The 15,915-nt window shown below is 28.4% G+C and carries 17 protein-coding genes; 5 read left to right on the plus strand and 12 right to left on the minus strand.

Annotated elements, in window-relative coordinates; translation table 11 throughout:
- Nucleotides 1-78 precede the first annotated feature (78 nt).
- Both BM335_RS10925 and BM335_RS10930 read left to right on the plus strand, forming a co-directional pair.
- Nucleotides 79-447 (plus strand): heavy-metal-associated domain-containing protein, encoded by a 369-nt coding sequence (locus BM335_RS10925; protein ID WP_177219195.1) that lies wholly within the window; start codon nucleotides 79-81, stop codon nucleotides 445-447.
- A gap of 69 nt (nucleotides 448-516) precedes the next feature.
- Complete coding sequence (locus BM335_RS10930; protein WP_090227144.1) at nucleotides 517-711, plus strand: hypothetical protein; 195 nt, start codon at nucleotides 517-519, stop codon at nucleotides 709-711.
- Between the two features lie 51 nt (nucleotides 712-762).
- On the opposite strand, the gene BM335_RS10935 is transcribed toward BM335_RS10930, so the two are convergent.
- Genes BM335_RS10935 through mutY form a run of 5 tightly spaced genes read right to left on the minus strand, consistent with a single transcriptional unit; the run spans nucleotide 763 to nucleotide 5,232 of the window.
- Nucleotides 763-1,818 (minus strand): COX15/CtaA family protein, encoded by a 1,056-nt coding sequence (locus tag BM335_RS10935; RefSeq protein WP_090227147.1) that lies wholly within the window; start codon nucleotides 1,816-1,818, stop codon nucleotides 763-765.
- Nucleotides 1,808-2,368: a gliding motility lipoprotein GldD gene (gene gldD / locus BM335_RS10940; protein WP_090227151.1), complete on the minus strand. Its 561-nt coding sequence runs from the start codon at nucleotides 2,366-2,368 to the stop codon at nucleotides 1,808-1,810. Before gldD ends, BM335_RS10935 begins: the two co-directional genes overlap by 11 nt.
- A gap of 6 nt (nucleotides 2,369-2,374) precedes the next feature.
- Complete coding sequence (gene gldE / locus BM335_RS10945; protein ID WP_090227155.1) at nucleotides 2,375-3,685, minus strand: gliding motility-associated protein GldE; 1,311 nt, start codon at nucleotides 3,683-3,685, stop codon at nucleotides 2,375-2,377.
- Nucleotides 3,686-3,708: 23 nt separating this feature from the next.
- Entirely contained in the window at nucleotides 3,709-4,149 is a 441-nt protein-coding gene (locus tag BM335_RS10950) for a single-stranded DNA-binding protein (protein ID WP_090227160.1), read from the minus strand.
- Nucleotides 4,150-4,191: 42 nt separating this feature from the next.
- Nucleotides 4,192-5,232 (minus strand): A/G-specific adenine glycosylase, encoded by a 1,041-nt coding sequence (gene mutY / locus BM335_RS10955; RefSeq protein ID WP_090227163.1) that lies wholly within the window; start codon nucleotides 5,230-5,232, stop codon nucleotides 4,192-4,194.
- A 132-nt stretch (nucleotides 5,233-5,364) separates the two neighbouring features.
- On the opposite strand from mutY, the gene BM335_RS10960 reads away from it, so the two are divergent.
- Both BM335_RS10960 and BM335_RS10965 read left to right on the plus strand, forming a co-directional pair.
- Nucleotides 5,365-5,655 (plus strand): HU family DNA-binding protein, encoded by a 291-nt coding sequence (locus BM335_RS10960; RefSeq protein ID WP_090227167.1) that lies wholly within the window; start codon nucleotides 5,365-5,367, stop codon nucleotides 5,653-5,655.
- 276 nt (nucleotides 5,656-5,931) lie between these two features.
- A complete protein-coding gene (locus BM335_RS10965; protein WP_090227170.1) occupies nucleotides 5,932-7,485 on the plus strand; it encodes an Rne/Rng family ribonuclease in 1,554 nt (517 codons plus the stop codon).
- 45 nt (nucleotides 7,486-7,530) lie between these two features.
- Here BM335_RS10965 and BM335_RS10970 read toward each other — a convergent pair whose 3' ends face one another.
- Nucleotides 7,531-9,747 (minus strand): patatin-like phospholipase family protein, encoded by a 2,217-nt coding sequence (locus BM335_RS10970; RefSeq protein ID WP_090227174.1) that lies wholly within the window; start codon nucleotides 9,745-9,747, stop codon nucleotides 7,531-7,533.
- 7 nt (nucleotides 9,748-9,754) lie between these two features.
- Nucleotides 9,755-11,536 (minus strand): excinuclease ABC subunit UvrC, encoded by a 1,782-nt coding sequence (gene uvrC / locus BM335_RS10975; protein ID WP_090227178.1) that lies wholly within the window; start codon nucleotides 11,534-11,536, stop codon nucleotides 9,755-9,757.
- 170 nt (nucleotides 11,537-11,706) lie between these two features.
- Here uvrC and BM335_RS10980 point away from each other — a divergent pair, with 170 nt between their 5' ends.
- Nucleotides 11,707-12,936, plus strand: coding sequence for a pyridoxal-dependent decarboxylase (locus tag BM335_RS10980; protein ID WP_090227182.1), 1,230 nt, complete (start codon nucleotides 11,707-11,709; stop codon nucleotides 12,934-12,936).
- 172 nt (nucleotides 12,937-13,108) lie between these two features.
- On the opposite strand, the gene BM335_RS10985 is transcribed toward BM335_RS10980, so the two are convergent.
- The 5 genes from BM335_RS10985 to BM335_RS11005 are packed head-to-tail and all read right to left on the minus strand — an operon-like array spanning nucleotide 13,109 to nucleotide 15,862.
- Nucleotides 13,109-13,816 carry an aromatic aminobenezylarsenical efflux permease ArsG family transporter gene (locus tag BM335_RS10985; protein WP_090227185.1) on the minus strand — a complete coding sequence of 236 codons (708 nt, stop codon included), beginning with the start codon at nucleotides 13,814-13,816 and terminating at the stop codon, nucleotides 13,109-13,111.
- Entirely contained in the window at nucleotides 13,817-14,248 is a 432-nt protein-coding gene (locus BM335_RS10990) for a nitrophenyl compound nitroreductase subunit ArsF family protein (protein WP_090227189.1), read from the minus strand. It lies immediately after the preceding gene.
- A gap of 17 nt (nucleotides 14,249-14,265) precedes the next feature.
- Entirely contained in the window at nucleotides 14,266-15,243 is a 978-nt protein-coding gene (locus BM335_RS10995) for a permease (protein ID WP_090227192.1), read from the minus strand.
- A gap of 14 nt (nucleotides 15,244-15,257) precedes the next feature.
- On the minus strand, nucleotides 15,258-15,533 hold the full coding sequence (locus BM335_RS11000) for a thioredoxin family protein (RefSeq protein ID WP_090227197.1): 276 nt from the start codon (nucleotides 15,531-15,533) through the stop codon (nucleotides 15,258-15,260).
- Nucleotides 15,534-15,553: 20 nt separating this feature from the next.
- Entirely contained in the window at nucleotides 15,554-15,862 is a 309-nt protein-coding gene (locus BM335_RS11005) for an ArsR/SmtB family transcription factor (RefSeq protein WP_090227202.1), read from the minus strand.
- Between the last annotated feature and the right edge of the window lie 53 nt (nucleotides 15,863-15,915).

A 15,915-nucleotide genomic window follows, 5' to 3' on the forward strand; every position in this document is an offset into this window, starting at 1 on the left:
CAACAAAAATCGTATAATTATTCGGAAATGAATGTATTAGTTTATAAATTCGCTTTTATAACTATATACACACTAATTATGAGAAAATTAACGCTCCTTGTTCTTTTTGTTTTAAGTTTAATTTCTTGCGATCAAAAGAAAAAAGAAACCAAACAAAATGAAACTCCTCTAGAAAATAATACTATTGCTGCAGTATATGAAACTTATGAAATGGATATAGAAGGAATGACCTGTGAAATTGGCTGTGCACGCACCATTGAATCTAAATTATCAAAAATGAAAGGTGTTTCGTATTCTAAAGTAGATTTTGAAAGTAAAAAAGGTGTGTTTACTATAGATACAAATATAGTAAATGAACAAAAAGTTAGGGGAAAAATTGCGGGTATAGCGGGTGGAGACCTCTATTCTGTAGTGAATTCAAAAAAAATTAACAAAATTTTAAAATAATTTAAATATTTTTTGTAAAGATTAAAAATTTTGTCGTTAATTTGCACCACAAATAAAAATCAATCGAAAATGAAACAAATTAAATTTTTAATCGCAGTTGCATTAGTTAGTGTATTTGCGTTTTCTTGTAAAGAAGCTCCAAAAGAGGAAGCAGTAGAAGAAGTAGTAGTTGAAGAAACTGCTCCAGTTGTAGAAGAAGTAGAAGTTGCTGTTGATACTACTGCTGCTGCTGTAGAAGAAGTTGTTGAAGAAGTACAACAATAATTAGTCTTTTCAGAACAAAATAAAAAGAGCTTCAAATTGAAGCTCTTTTTTTTATACCCTTTTATTTCTTAATGAAAAGTAAAAGAACAATAAACTCATAAAAAATAATAAGCCAACTAATTGATGGCTAACACCATAAAAAAGGGGAATCTTTCCTTTTACATTAATTACAGTTAAAATCCCTAAAGTGACTTGAACTAAAACAAGTATCACCGTTAAATTTAACCACTTTTTTGAAGTTCGTTCAACTTTCTTTTGCATTTTAAAAAACATATACAAAACACATACAACTATAATATAAGCTAACATTCTGTGTATAAATTGTATAAGTGCTGGCGCAAATAAATAACTATCATAGTTTATCATATTTCCCCAATTCCAATGTTTCAAATCTAACAACACACTAGGAATAAATTCTCCATTCATACTTGGCCAACTCGGATAATAAAGTCCTGCTCGCATACCCGAAATAAGTCCTGCTATTATTAATTGGAAAAAAGTAAGCAATAAAACACCAACCACTATTCGTTTAGATTTTATTTTCTTCAAACTTTTAAACACATACACATCAGCAACTGTTTTAACCATTGCGGCAATTACCAAAACAGCTAATATAAAGTGAATAGTAAGTTTATACGCATTTACCCAAGGTCTATCAACCAAACCACTCTTTACCATTATCCAACCTGCAGAAGCAGTTAAAATTGTTAGGAATACTACCAAACCTAATCGTTTCATTAAATAAGAGTCTATCTTTTTTGTAAAAACAAAAAATAAAAATGGAATTAAAAAGATAAAACCCAATGCTCGCACCCACAAACGATGAAAATACTCCCAGAAATAAATAAATTTAAATTCTTGTATTGTAAATGTGGAATTAATTTTATGAAATTGAGGTGTTTCTTTGTACAATTCAAATTCTTGCATCCATTCCGTTTCATTTAACGGTGGAACTACTCCTGTAATAACATCCCATTTTGTTATGGATAACCCAGATCCAGTTAATCTTGTGATACCTCCTAAAATAACTTGACCAACTAACATTATTAAGCCAATTAGTAACCAAATTCTTATTGTTTTAGAATATTTATAAGTTTTATATTTCATTTTCCCACTCTATTGTTTCAACTAAATGAATAATATCTTTTTCTATATATTTTACAGCTGGTAATATAGAATCGTAATTAGGTTTTGTATAAAAATATAGCGCTCCAGCCAATACATTTTTCACACTATCCGTTACTCTAAATTGAATATTTGTTGCCACATCTCCTTCAACTGAGTACAATTTTCCATATACATTTTTATCAAAATTTTCATAAGGAATGGCATTAATAACATCGGCTTTTATTGTGTGTTTAAATGTTAATTTTTCAACCTCTGATAATATTTCATTTAAGTTATTATTTACTTGACGATACGTAATATGTATAGTAGCCTTTAATTGAGGATATTCAATTGTTAACCAACAATTATCTTTTAAATGCACAATTGCTTCGTTTGATATTTCAAAAGAATACGGACAATTAAAATTATGTGTTATGTAGTTTGGTTTTGGATACTGTAAAGTTAAATAAGGCTTAGGCTTGGGTAGAGTTTCGTTTCCACAAGATTGAAAACCAATCATTATTAAAAACAAGATTATTAATTTTTTCATATTAAATTACGCCCCTCTTACAATAGTTACTTTAATTTGTTTTATTCTTTTTTTATCCATTAATTCTATTTTAAATGAATAATTATTAAATTTTATTACTTGATTTTTTCTTGGAAATTTTCCGTAAATTTCTAAAATAAAACCTGCAATTGTTTCAGATTCTCCTTTTTCTTCTTCAAATAATTGCGCATCATCAGATCCAATAACTTTATAAAAGTCTTTTAGGTTTGTTTTTCCTTCAAATAAAAACGTGTTTTCATTTATTTTAGTGTAAAATAAATCGTCATCATCATATTCATCATTAATATCTCCAACAATTTCTTCTATTACATCTTCTAAAGTAATAATACCACTTGTGCCTCCATATTCATCAACCACAATTGCTAAATGATTTTTCATTTCTTGAAATTCATTTAACAAATCATCTAACTTTTTATTTTCCGGCACAAAATAAGGCTCTCTTATTAATTTTTGCCAGTTAAATTGTTTTTTATTTAAATGTGGTAATAAATCCTTTGCATATAAAACACCAATTATATCGTCAATATTTTCTTTATATACAGGATTTCTTGAAAATCCTTTTGATACAATTTTGGCAATTACACTTTCATACTCTTCATCATTTGCCAATGCAAAAATATCCATTCGAGGTGTCATTATCTGACTCGTTTCTGTATTTCCAAAATTTACAATGCCTTGTAATATTTTTTGTTCGTCTTTTGTTGTGGCATCATTTGATGTTATTTCTAATGCTTGCGACAATTTTTCAACCGATAAATTAGATTGTTTTTTACGTAATTTGTTTTCAATTACATTTGTTAAACTTAATAACGGAATGCTTACAAATGAGAGCAATACATTTAATACTTTTATGGGAATTACCATAAAAATTGCAAATTTTAATGAATTACGTGTTGCGTAAATTTTTGGTAAAACTTCGCCAAATAATAATATTAAAAATGTTACAAGAACAACTTCAATTAAAAATTTAATAATTTCTGAACTAATATTAGCAAAAATACTTTCTCCTATATAGGCAAATATTAAAACAATTAAAATATTTATAAAATTATTTGAAATAAGAATTGTAGCTAATAATTTTTTTGGATTTTCTAATAATTGAGCCACCATTTTTTTGCTGTTTGAATTAGACTCAGTAGCTTCATTTAAAGTTGTTCTGGACAATGAAAAAAAGGCAACTTCAGCACCCGATATTAATGCTGATAATATTAATAATAAAAATAACGATACAACACTTAGTGTTAACCAAATGTTTGGGTTTTGTAGTAAAATTAAAAACGTGGGTTCAGGGTCCAAATTACATCAAAATTAAATTAAACTTAGAAAGGCAAATCATCATCTTCTATATTAGAATCAAGAGGTTCTGGCTTATTTGGTGTAGAAATTTTGGTTGATTCTTTATTTGGTTCTGCATTTAAATCATTTTTAGTAGTCAAAAATGTCATATCAACCACATGAATTTCTGTTGAATATCTTTTTACACCATCTTCACCTTCCCATTGACGAGATTTTATTCTTCCTTCAACATATACTTTATCTCCTTTACTAAGGTATTTTTCACAAATTTCAGCCAATTTATTTCTTACTACAATATTATGCCACTCTGTTGTAGTAACTTTTTCTCCGGTTTGCTTATTTGTATAGGTTTCATTAGTTGCAATTGGAAAACGGCCAATTGAATTTCCACCTTCAAAATAATGCATTTTAACTTCATCACCAAGGTGACCAATAAGTATAACTTTATTTACAGTTCCTGCCATTTTTTAGTAGATTTTCAGTGAATAACAAAAGTACTAAAAATTTTAGTTGCTTTTATATTCATTTAAAAAATTATCAATTAGTATTGGTACTGGAAAACGTTTAATTTCATCCCAATTTAATGAAAATTTTGCTGAATTTGGTATGTTGATAATCCAAAATTTCGTGTAAATATGTTGATGCGATAATTTATGAACTACCATTGTTTGGTTAAATAATTTAACCGATGTATTTAATTTACCAAACAATTTATCAAATTTTTCACTTGTAATTAATTGGTTTACATCAATTTCATGCGCACTTTCCAATAAAGGGAATTGATATAAATTTATCCAAATACCTTTTTCTCTTTTTTCAATAATTGTTTTATTATTAGGTGTTTGCACTACTAAATAATTAAAATATCGCTTTTTAATTGTTAGTTTTTTCTCTTTAACCGGAAGTGTTTTTACTATTTGTTTTTGTAACGCTACACAACTTTCATTTAACGGACAAATTTCACAATCAGGGTTTTGTGGTTTACACATTCTTGCACCAAACTCCATAACTGCCTGGTTATGTGTTCCTGAAATTGTTGGATTTAGTAGCTTTTGCGCCAGTAATTTAAACTCTTTAATACCTTTTGTACTATTAATAGGTGTAGCAATTCCAAAATAGCGTGCCAAAACCCTATAAACATTTCCATCAACAACAGCTGTTGCTTCATTGTAACAAATAGAGGCTATAGCTGAAGCAGTATAGTCACCAACTCCCTTTAGTTTTAATATCTGTATATAAGATGAAGGAAAATGACCTTTTAACTCATTTACAATATATTTTGCTGAAAAATGTAAATTTCTTGCACGCGAATAATAACCTAAACCTTGCCATAATTTTAAAACCTCTTCTTCTGAGGCTTTTGCTAAGTGAAAAACGGTAGGAAAATGTTCAATAAATTTAAAATAATAGACCATTCCTTGGTCAACTCTCGTTTGTTGAAGAATAATTTCCGACAACCAAATTTTATAAGGATTGCTTGTTTGTCGCCAAGGCAAATCTCTTTTGTTTTGTAAATACCACTGTACTAATACATTAGAAAATTTCATCGCTTTTAATATAAAACACAATAATACATGATTTAATCAATTAAATTTTAATGAATTAACTTTTTGATTTTGATTAATATATCATATATTTGCCGTCTTAATTTTATAATAAACTATATAACAATAATAAAAATGACGAAAGCAGAAATCGTATCAAATATCTCAGACAAATCTGGGATAGAAAAAGCAGATGTTTTAGCAACTGTTGAAGCGTTTATGGAAGAGGTAAAAAGCTCCTTAGAAAAAGGTGACAATGTTTACTTAAGAGGATTTGGAAGTTTTATAATTAAAACTAGAGCCGAAAAAACTGGTAGAAACATTTCAAAAAACACTACAATTAAAATTCCTGCTCACAACATTCCATCGTTTAAACCTGCAAAAGTTTTTGTAGAAGGTGTAAAAAACAAAGTAACTGTTGCATAAGCAAAAACTAATTATTAACAAAAAATAACATTTTATTATGCCAAGTGGTAAAAAAAGAAAGAGATCAAAGATTTCTACGCATAAACGCAAGAAAAGAGCAAGAGCAAATAGACATAAAAAGAAAAAGTAAGCTTTGCTTACTTTTTTTCTTTACGCGTTAAGTTCATTGAAATAAATATTTGCAGTACATTATTGCAAATATTGTTGGGTAAATTCCTGCAAAAACATAGTATAAATCGCTCAACTATTTATAGTTGCGCATAAAAACAATTCAGAGTGAAAACAGAATTAATTATTAGATCAAATTCCTCTGATATTGATTTTGCCTTATTAAAAGACGGCAAATTAACTGCACTAAATAATGAAACCAATGATAATAAATTTTCAGTTGGTGATATTTTTTTAGCTAAAATTGGAAAAGTGCTATCTGGCTTAAACGCATCATTTGTTGATGTTGGTTATGAAAAAGATGGCTTTTTACATTACCAAGATTTAGGCGCACAATTAAAGTCTTTAAATAAATTTATAAAAGGTGTTAGCACAGGTAAAATTAAAGATTACACTTTAAAAAACTTTCAACTAGAAAAAGACATTGATAAAAATGGAAGTATAGTTGACGTATTAAAATCAGGTCAAAGTTCATTAGTACAAATTGTAAAAGAACCAATATCTACAAAAGGTCCTCGATTGAGTTCAGAAATCTCAATTGCTGGTAGATATTTAGTATTAGTTCCTTTTTCTGACAGAGTATCCGTTTCTCAAAAAATTATGGATCCTTTAGAAAAAGAACGATTAAAAAGACTTATAAAAAGTATTAAACCGAAAGGCTTTGGAGTTATTGTAAGAACAGTAGCTGAAAATAAAAAAGTTGCAGAACTTGATAGAGATTTGCAAAACTCTTTAGAACGCTGGGTTGTAATGTGTAAAAAGTTTAGAACTTTAAAAACACAAGATACACCTACCAAAGTATTAAGTGAATTAAACAGAGCTTCTTCTATTTTAAGAGACTTGTTTAATGATTCTTTTTCAAGTATTGTTACTAATGATGAAGTACTGTTCTTAGAAATTAAAGAATACTTACAAGAAATTGCTCCAGACAAAGAGTCAATTGTAAGTTTGTACAAATCACAACTTCCTATATTCGAAAAATATGGAATTGAACGTCAAATAAAAACATCATTTGGCCGAACAGTTTCTATGAGTAAAGGAGCTTATTTAGTTATTGAACACACTGAAGCTTTACATGTTATTGATGTAAATAGCGGAAACCGTTCAAACAAAGCAACTTCCCAGGCAGATACTGCCCTTGAAGTTAATTTAATTGCTGCATCAGAAATTGCACGACAATTACAATTAAGAGACATGGGAGGAATTATTGTTGTTGATTTTATTGATATGCATACAGCTGAACACAGACAAAAGTTATATGATCATTTAAAAGCTGAAATGGATTTTGACAGAACAAAACACAAAATATTACCACCAAGTAAATTTGGCTTGGTACAAATAACCAGACAAAGAGTTCGACCTGAACTTGTAATTAAAACTCAAGAATCTGACCCTAATGGTGGTTCTGGAGAAGTAGAAGCACCAATTGTTATAATTGACAAAATTGGTGTTGAACTTGAAAAACTAATTAGCTCAAATAAACACAAAAAGATATCATTAAATGTTCATCCTTTTATTGCTGCTTATTTAACTAAAGGTTTTCCATCAATTCAACACAGATGGTTTACAAAATACAAAAAGTGGATAAAAATTTTACCAAGAGATGCTTACCAATATTTAACATTTAATTTTACCAATAAACACGGTAAAATTATTGAATAAGGTAATTCACAATATCTATAAAGTCCTGCGAAAGCAGGGCTTTTTTTAAAACCAATACCCAACATTAAAATACCAAAATCTATCATTATGATCTGGCGACCAAGCATAATTAATTTCAATTGGTCCTAAAAAAGTATCTAAACCATAGCCAAACATATAACCCGATTTAGTGTTCTCAAAAATCTTCCCTTCATTAAATAAATCTTTCTCAACCCTTGCATAATTAGCTGTAAAAGAAACATAGTTTTTTGGCAAAAACTCACATCTAGCAGTTAAAGCCGATTTTAAAAAGGCATTTTCATTTAACGATGCCAAATTATAACCACTTAATGGAATTAAATTATTTATAAAATTTTCTCCATAACCACCAACATTATAATCAAGCGCTCTATTTTCATTTTTCCCAAAAGTTACTCCAGCATCTGATTTAAAATGTAATGTTAGTTTATTAAAAAACGTTTGTGCAAATCCAATTTGCCCTTTTAATTGAGAAAAAGGACTGAAATTTCCATTATAATCTGATGATGTTAAAAACCATCTAAAATCAGCATCCAAATAAAACCCTTTCTTCTGAAAATATTTTTTATCATAAGTATCTAACTTTAGATATGAAATTAAATTAAAATAATTCGATTTATCAAAAAACAACCTTGATTGGTTTGATGGAACTCCGTTATTTTCTAACGAAGTTATGGTTTCAGTAAAAGCTTTTAATTTTTTATGTTCAATTCCTGCTCCAATAGCAAACTTCCTACTAAATACAGTTTGTACATAAGCTTGGTTGGTTAAATCTTCATACACTAAATTAATTTTGTTTACATTAGCTTCATCAAATTTTACATTAGAATTAAAACTATTATATCGAGATCTAAATCCAAAACTTGTATAAAAACCATTGTCAATAAAATAGTTGATATTGTATCTAATATTATCACCTAAAACAAGATCTGTTGAAATAACATCGTTTTTATTAAATAAATGTTTTGATGTAATATTTAATAAAATTCCTGTTTTGTATAAATCATCAAAATGCACCCCAAATTGTAAATAATTTGAAACCTTATTTTCTTTCATTTTAAATTTTACAATACTTCCCTTTTCATCATTTACTAGTTTGTATTGTATGTTTTCAAAGTTTCCTGTAGCCGATAAATTATTAATTCCTTCAATTAAATCAGAATAGCTAATAGTATCACGTTTTTTTAAATTAAGTTTTCCTAAAATATAAGCTCTGGTATAATTTTTATTACCTTCAATTTCAATATCTTTTATATGTAATTTTTTAATTTGATTTGTTTTTATTTTTTTCGCTGGTTTATGCACTTGTTTTTGAGCAATTTTAATTAACTCGTCTGTTTTTTCTCTTGAAGCTCTATCACCTTCAGCCATAATTTCATTCAATTTATCAAATGAAATTACATTAAAATCTTTCATATCAGGCTTAATTAACAAATCCACTTTTTCATGTTTGTATTCTAATGTTTTATACATTTGAAAACCCACTATTTGATTTAAAATTTTTACAGCTGAATTTAAATCTTTTTTAGCTTCTAATCCGCTTTGTATATCAACACCAATAATTACGTCGGCTCCCATATCAAGTACTTCATTAACAGGGAAATTATTCACTACACCTCCATCAGTTAATAATATTCCATCAATTTCAACAGGTGCTAATAATGTTGGAAAAGAACCACTCGCTTTAACAGCTTCTGGTAAAAACCCTTTATCTAAGACAACCTGTGTACCAGTTTCTAAGTTAGTTGCTATGCAAACAAATGGAATTGGAAGTTTACTAAAATCGTTAATATGATCTACATGTTGTAATAACTGTGTTAATAAGTTTAATACATTTTGCCCTTCAGAAATTGCTGTTGGAATACCTACTCTTTTTGATTTTACTGGCAAGGTTAAGGCATATTTTTCACCACTTTCTTTTTCGTAAAAAGGTTTTGATTTTCTAGGTAATTCATCCCTTAAAATTTTATCAAAATTTACCGATTTTAAAATTGAATCTAGTTGTGAAGCTGTATAACCTGAAGCGTATAAAGCACCTACAATTGCGCCCATACTTGTTCCTCCAATATAATCAACTCTAACGCCTGTTTCTTCTAAAACTTTTAAAACGGCAACATGTGCAAATCCTTTAGCACCTCCACCGCTTAAAACCAATCCAACTTTCACGTCTTTTTTTTCAGATTTCTCTTGAGAAAAACCAATTAAAAAAGAAAATAAAATTGTTACAAATAGTATTTTTTTCAATGTCTATTTATTTTTTATAATAATCTATAATGCGCTTTGCTTTGCTTTTACCAACTACTTTTTCTAAATCTTCAAATGAAGCTTCAGAAACTCGTTTGGCAGATTTAAAATGTTTTAATAAAGATACAACAGTTTGTTTTCCAATACCAGAAATTTCTTCTAATTCATTTGTAATAGCGCTTTTACTTCTTTTGTTTCTATGATGTGTAATTCCGAATCTGTGTGCCTCATTACGTAACTGCTGGATAATTTTTAAAGTTTCCGATTTTTTATCTAAATACAGCGGTACCGAATCTCCTGGATAATAGATTTCTTCTAAACGCTTTGCAATACCAATAATTGCTATTTTATTTCTAAGTCCTAAAACATCTAAACTCTTTAAAGCCGAAGAAAGTTGTCCTTTACCACCATCAATTACAATTAATTGTGGCAATGGTTCTTCTTCATCTTGCAATCTTTTATAACGCCTAAAAACTACTTCTTCCATAGAAGCAAAATCATCAGGACCATCAACAGTTTTAATATTAAAATGTCTGTAATCTTTTTTACTTGGCTTTCCATCTTTAAAAACAACACAAGCCGCAACTGGGTTTGTACCTTGTATATTAGAATTATCGAAACACTCAATGTGTCGAGGCTCTTCACTTAAACGTAAATCTTTTTGCATTTGTGCCATAATTCTGTTCACGTGTCTATCTGGATCTACAATTTTAATTTGCTTAAATTGCTCCTGACGATAGTATTTTGCATTTCGCAAACTCAAATCTACAATTCTTTTTTTATCACCAAGTTTTGGTACTGTTACTTTTATGTTATCTCCAACCTCCACTGTAAAAGGAACATAAATTTCTGTAGATTGAGAATTAAATCGCTGACGAATTTCTATAATTGCAAGTTCTAATAAATCCTTATCTGTTTCATCCAACTTCTTCTTAATTTCAGTGGTATGCGACTGAATAATTGCGCCATTTGAAATTTTAAAAAAGTTTACATAGCTATAGCTTTCATCAGAAACAATTGAAAATACATCAACATTGGTAATTGACGGATTTACAACAGTAGATTTTGCCTGGTAATTGGCTAACAAATCTATTTTTTCTTTAATTTTTTGCGCTTCTTCAAATTCCATTTCAGCAGCAAAACGCATCATTAATGTTTCAAAAGTTTTTATAGATTCTTTAAAATTACCTTTTATAATGTTTCTAATTGCTGTAATATCATTTATATAATCTTCTTCTTCTTGCAAGCCTTCACAAGCTCCTTTACAGTTTCCAATATGAAAATCTAAACAAACTTTATATTTGCCTGTTTCCACATTTTTTTCACTTAAATCAAACATACAAGAGCGTAACTGATACAATTCTTTAATTAAATCTAGTAAGGCTTTTGCCGTTCTTACCGATGTATAAGGTCCGTAATATTCCGAGCCATCTTTAATAACATTTCTGGTTAAAAATACTCTAGGGAAACGTTCTTTTTTGATACAAATCCAAGGATACGTTTTGTCATCTTTCAACATTACATTGTAACGTGGCTGGTATTTTTTTATTAAATTGTTTTCTAATAATAACGCATCGGTTTCAGTATCAACAACAATATGTTTTATAGTTGCAATTTTTTTTACTAAAACTCTTGTTTTACCATTTTCCTGAGTTTTATTAAAATATGATGCTACTCTTTTTTTTAAGTTTTTCGCTTTTCCAACATACAAAATCTTATCGTTTTTATCGTAATATTGATAAACTCCAGGTTGATTTGGTAAGGTTTTTATTTGAATTTCTATGTCCAAAGGATAATCAGATTTAAAAATTAAAATTACTCATTTTTTATGGAATAAATTTCAACTATATATCAGACGTTTAAAAGCATTTTTAATAACATAATTTATGTACTTTTGCGAAAAGTTTAAGAATTGCCTTTTTTTTGACCTTTTTTTAAATATAATTCAAAATATTAAGCATGAAATACTGGAAAAAATATTCAAAAGAAAAATTAATCGCAAGAATTGATGAAGCTTTAGCATCAACAATTGATTTTCAAAACAGCAAACATTTGGGTTATCCGGTTTCAAAATTAGATGAAAACGTTTTTAATACCAGCGGTGCTTTTTTAAAAGATTCACCTTTATTAAAATCTTTTATATCCAACCCAAACAATATTGGTTGTCACACTTTAGGTAAATCTGAACCCGCTTTTAAAGGTTCTCAAGAGTTAGAAAAAGAAGTTATAAAAGTTTTAGCTGTTGATATTTTTAAAGCCAAAGAAAATGAATACGACGGCTATATTGCAACTGGTGGGACCGAAGCAAATATTCAGGCGCTTTGGATTTATAGAAATTTATATAAAAAAGAGTTTAATGCTACGTTAGATGAAATGGTTATTTTATCATCCATAGATACACACTACTCGGTAAATAAAGGTTCTAATTTATTAAGTGTTGATAATGTTCAGATTCCGGTAGATTTTAATACCAGAGAATTAATAACTGAAGAACTAGACCAAATTGTAAGCAATTTAATTGCCAACGGTAAAAAATACTTTATGGTAATTTCTAATATGGCAACAACAATGTTTGGATCTGTTGATAATCCCGATGTTTATGCCGAAATTTTAACAAAGCATAAAGTTCCTTTTAAAATTCATGTTGATGGTGCTTTTGGTGGATTTATTTACCCAATTTCTAACAGAAAATCTACCATTAATTTTGAAAACCCAAACCTATCTTCTATCACAATTGATGCACACAAAATGTTGCAAGCTCCTTACGGAACCGGTGTATTTTTATGTAGAAAAAATTTAATTGAAAATGTTTTAACCAAAGAAGCCCAATATGTAGATGGAATGGATTTAACCATTGTTGGTAGCCGATCTGGTGCAAACGCAATTGCGGTTTGGATGATTTTATTCAGCTACGGATATTATGGTTGGTTTGAAAAAATTAATACGCTTTTGCTACGTACTGAATGGTTTTGTAATCAATTAGATGATTTAGGAATTGAGTATTACCGAAATGAATTTATGAATATTGTTACGTTAAAATCTGCTTATGTACCTGAAGATTTAGCTAAAAAATTTGGCGTAGTTCCGCAAACACATGAAGGAGACAATCATTGGTACAAAGTAATTATGATGGATCACGTTGAAATTGATGATTTATTAAAATTTATAAATGAATTAAAAGTTTCTTAAATTTTAAACCTTTAAATAATTAATAAATGTTCGTTTTATAACGGGCATTTTTTATTTAAAAAAGTAACTCTTTTAAATATTCCCAATTAGAAAAAATGGTGCTGAAAACCAAAAAAGTAACCATAAAAACTACCAAAGCTAAGTACACTTGTTTTTTATTCATTTTAAAAATTTAAATTAATCCTACAAATATAAATACATAATACAAACCAACTACTATAAAAATAAAACCAGTTAGTATACGAATCCATTTTTCAATTTTTGTAATTTTAGTATGAAATGTGCCAATACTACTTGCTGCAAATACCAATAAATAGGTGAAAATGAGTACTGGAATTCCTGTTCCAAATGCAAATACAATCGGCAAATACAATCCATCAGCACTTGCAATTGTCATAGGAATTAACATTCCAAAATACAACGCACCGCTATAAGGACAAAAAGCTAGCGCAAATAAAGCACCTATTAAAAAAGAACCAAACAATCCATTTCCAATAAATTTTTCAGATAATTTATCTATAAAATTAGTTTTGCTTAAAAAATTAAGTCTAATAATATTTAACATTACTAAACCTATTATAATTAGTAAAGGCCCTAAATATTTTTCTCCATTTTGTTGAAAAAATCGAGCTACGTGAAACTTACTTGCTCCAAAATATATTATAAATCCAATTAAGGTATAACTAAAAGCGCGTCCTAAAGAGTAAATAATTCCACTCAATAAAACTTTCTTTTTACTAGTTATATTTTTTGAAATATAAGCAGTAGCTGTAATGTTTGTAGCTAGTGGACACGGACTAATTGATGTCATTAACCCTAAAACTAATGCCGAAACAATTGGTATATTATAATTTTCGAGTAATGATTTTAATAATTCCATTTAGATTTTTGCTAGCTCAACATCAATTTTAGCTTTTAATTCATCTGAAAAAACCTTGGTGTTGGTTCCATTCATAAAAGCAAAATCTGTTAAATCTATTGCAGTTTCTTTACCATCAACAATTATATTTAAAAACAAAGATGTTCCTGTTGCTTCAAACTTTTCAGCTAATTTAAAATTTGCTTCTTCATCTACGTTTACAACTTTAAATGTAATTTTATTTGCAGCTAATTCTTCTGAAAAATACGTTTCTAATGTATACTTTGTATTGCTTTCAATAGCATTACAAGTCATACATCTGTGGGTAGAATGAAAATCTATTACTTCAATTTTATTGGCTAAATCCTTTACTTCAACAATTTCCTTTTTTGAAGTTTCTTTACATGAAACTAACACTGTAATTACTAAAATTAATACGCTCAAGTTTTTCATTAATATTTATTTATTAGTTAAAAAATTATATTAAAAATATACCCAGATATAATGATACATGCGGTTACAACAGAAAAGAAAATAGCAATTAATTTAATGGTCATTACCTTTTTTAATAGCATTGCTTCAGGTAAAGATAAGCCTACAACACCCATCATAAAAGCAATGGCTGTTCCTAAAGGAATTCCTTTTGATACCAAAACCTGAATTACTGGCAAAACACCTGAAGCGTTCATATACATTGGCACCGCCATGATGGTTGCTAAAGGCACAGCGAAAAAATTGTCTTTTCTCATGTATTGCTCAAAAAAACCTTCAGGAATGTATCCATGCATTAATCCGCCAATAGCAATACCAACCAAAACATAGGGAAAAATTCCTTTTAAAATAGTTTTAGTTTCTTTCCAAATTGATGGCAATTTATCTTTAAATGAAGTATGTTCCAACTCAAATTTTTCGGTTTCATGCTGGGAATTCTCCAATACTTGTTTTACCCAAGTTGATAAGTATTTTTCTAGCTTTAATTTTTGAAGAATCATGCCAGAAATTGTTCCTAATAAAACCCCACTAATTACATAAATAAAAGTGGTTTTTACTCCAAACAAACCAATAAATAAACCTATTGCAACTTCATTTACCAAAGGCGATGTTATTAAAAAAGCAAACGTTACTCCTAACGGAATTCCGCCTTTTACAAAACCTATGAATAATGGTACTGATGAACACGAACAAAACGGAGTAACAACTCCAAATGATGAAGCCATTAAATACTCAAAACCATATAATTTTTTACGAGACAAATAATTGCGGACTTTTTCAACAGGAAAATAACTGTTTACTATTCCCATAAAAAAGATAATAACTAAAACTAATAATAAAATTTTAATACTATCGTAAATAAAGAAATTTAAAGCTTCAGTTAAATGTCGTCCTTTTTCTAAATTAAGAACGTTAAAAACCAGCCAGTCTGAAAGTTGTTGAATCCAGTCAAACATTGTTTATTTATTTATTAGCAACAAGATGATCCAGCAGATGAACTACAACAAGGAGTATCATTTAATAAAGCCTTAACTTCATCAACACTTGGCACTTTACCTTTAAAAACAACTACTTCATTTATTACAATTGCAGGAGTACTCATCACATCATAAGCCATAATTTCCATAATATCTGTAACCTTTTCAATTTTAGCTTCAATATTTAATTGGTTTACAACTTCTGTAATCACTTTTTCTGTTGAAACACAACTTGGGCAACCAGTACCTAATACTTTAATTATTTTCATTTTAAATTTATTTTATACTATTATTTATCAAAAAATGTTTGAAATAACACTTTTGCTTTTTCCCAATTTTTTTTATTTATACAGTACTTTATTTTAGGAGGATTTACTTCACCTTGAATTAAACCTGCATCTTTCAATTCTTTTAAATGTTGTGAAATTGTTGATTGTGCTAAAGGAATAACTTCAACCAAATCACCCGTAAAACAACAACTTCGATTTTCTAAATAATTTAGAATTTTAATACGTGTTGGATGACCCAAAGCTTTTGCAAACCGAACTAATTCTTCGGTGTCTTCTAAATACTCTATATTTTTTGATGTTCTTTTCATAAGTATATCGCAAATGTACGATTGATATTTTCAGCTAAAAATGATTAAAATCA

The organism is Lutibacter maritimus, assembly GCF_900116115.1.
GTDB classification, from domain to species: domain Bacteria; phylum Bacteroidota; class Bacteroidia; order Flavobacteriales; family Flavobacteriaceae; genus Lutibacter; species Lutibacter maritimus.

Bases quoted from the DNA above. Each gene is read 5' to 3' on its own strand.
- BM335_RS10925 (WP_177219195.1), top strand. From the start codon at position 79: ATGAGAAAATTAACGCTCCTTGTTCTTTTTGTTTTAAGTTTAATTTCT.
- BM335_RS10930 (WP_090227144.1), top strand. From the start codon at position 517: ATGAAACAAATTAAATTTTTAATCGCAGTTGCATTAGTTAGTGTATTT.
- BM335_RS10935 (WP_090227147.1), bottom strand. From the start codon at position 1,818: ATGAAATATAAAACTTATAAATATTCTAAAACAATAAGAATTTGGTTA.
- gldD (WP_090227151.1), bottom strand. From the start codon at position 2,368: ATGAAAAAATTAATAATCTTGTTTTTAATAATGATTGGTTTTCAATCT.
- BM335_RS10950 (WP_090227160.1), bottom strand. From the start codon at position 4,149: ATGGCAGGAACTGTAAATAAAGTTATACTTATTGGTCACCTTGGTGAT.
- mutY (WP_090227163.1), bottom strand. From the start codon at position 5,232: ATGAAATTTTCTAATGTATTAGTACAGTGGTATTTACAAAACAAAAGA.
- BM335_RS10960 (WP_090227167.1), top strand. From the start codon at position 5,365: ATGACGAAAGCAGAAATCGTATCAAATATCTCAGACAAATCTGGGATA.
- BM335_RS10980 (WP_090227182.1), top strand. From the start codon at position 11,707: ATGAAATACTGGAAAAAATATTCAAAAGAAAAATTAATCGCAAGAATT.
- BM335_RS10985 (WP_090227185.1), bottom strand. From the start codon at position 13,816: ATGGAATTATTAAAATCATTACTCGAAAATTATAATATACCAATTGTT.
- BM335_RS10990 (WP_090227189.1), bottom strand. From the start codon at position 14,248: ATGAAAAACTTGAGCGTATTAATTTTAGTAATTACAGTGTTAGTTTCA.
- BM335_RS10995 (WP_090227192.1), bottom strand. From the start codon at position 15,243: ATGTTTGACTGGATTCAACAACTTTCAGACTGGCTGGTTTTTAACGTT.
- BM335_RS11000 (WP_090227197.1), bottom strand. From the start codon at position 15,533: ATGAAAATAATTAAAGTATTAGGTACTGGTTGCCCAAGTTGTGTTTCA.
- BM335_RS11005 (WP_090227202.1), bottom strand. From the start codon at position 15,862: ATGAAAAGAACATCAAAAAATATAGAGTATTTAGAAGACACCGAAGAA.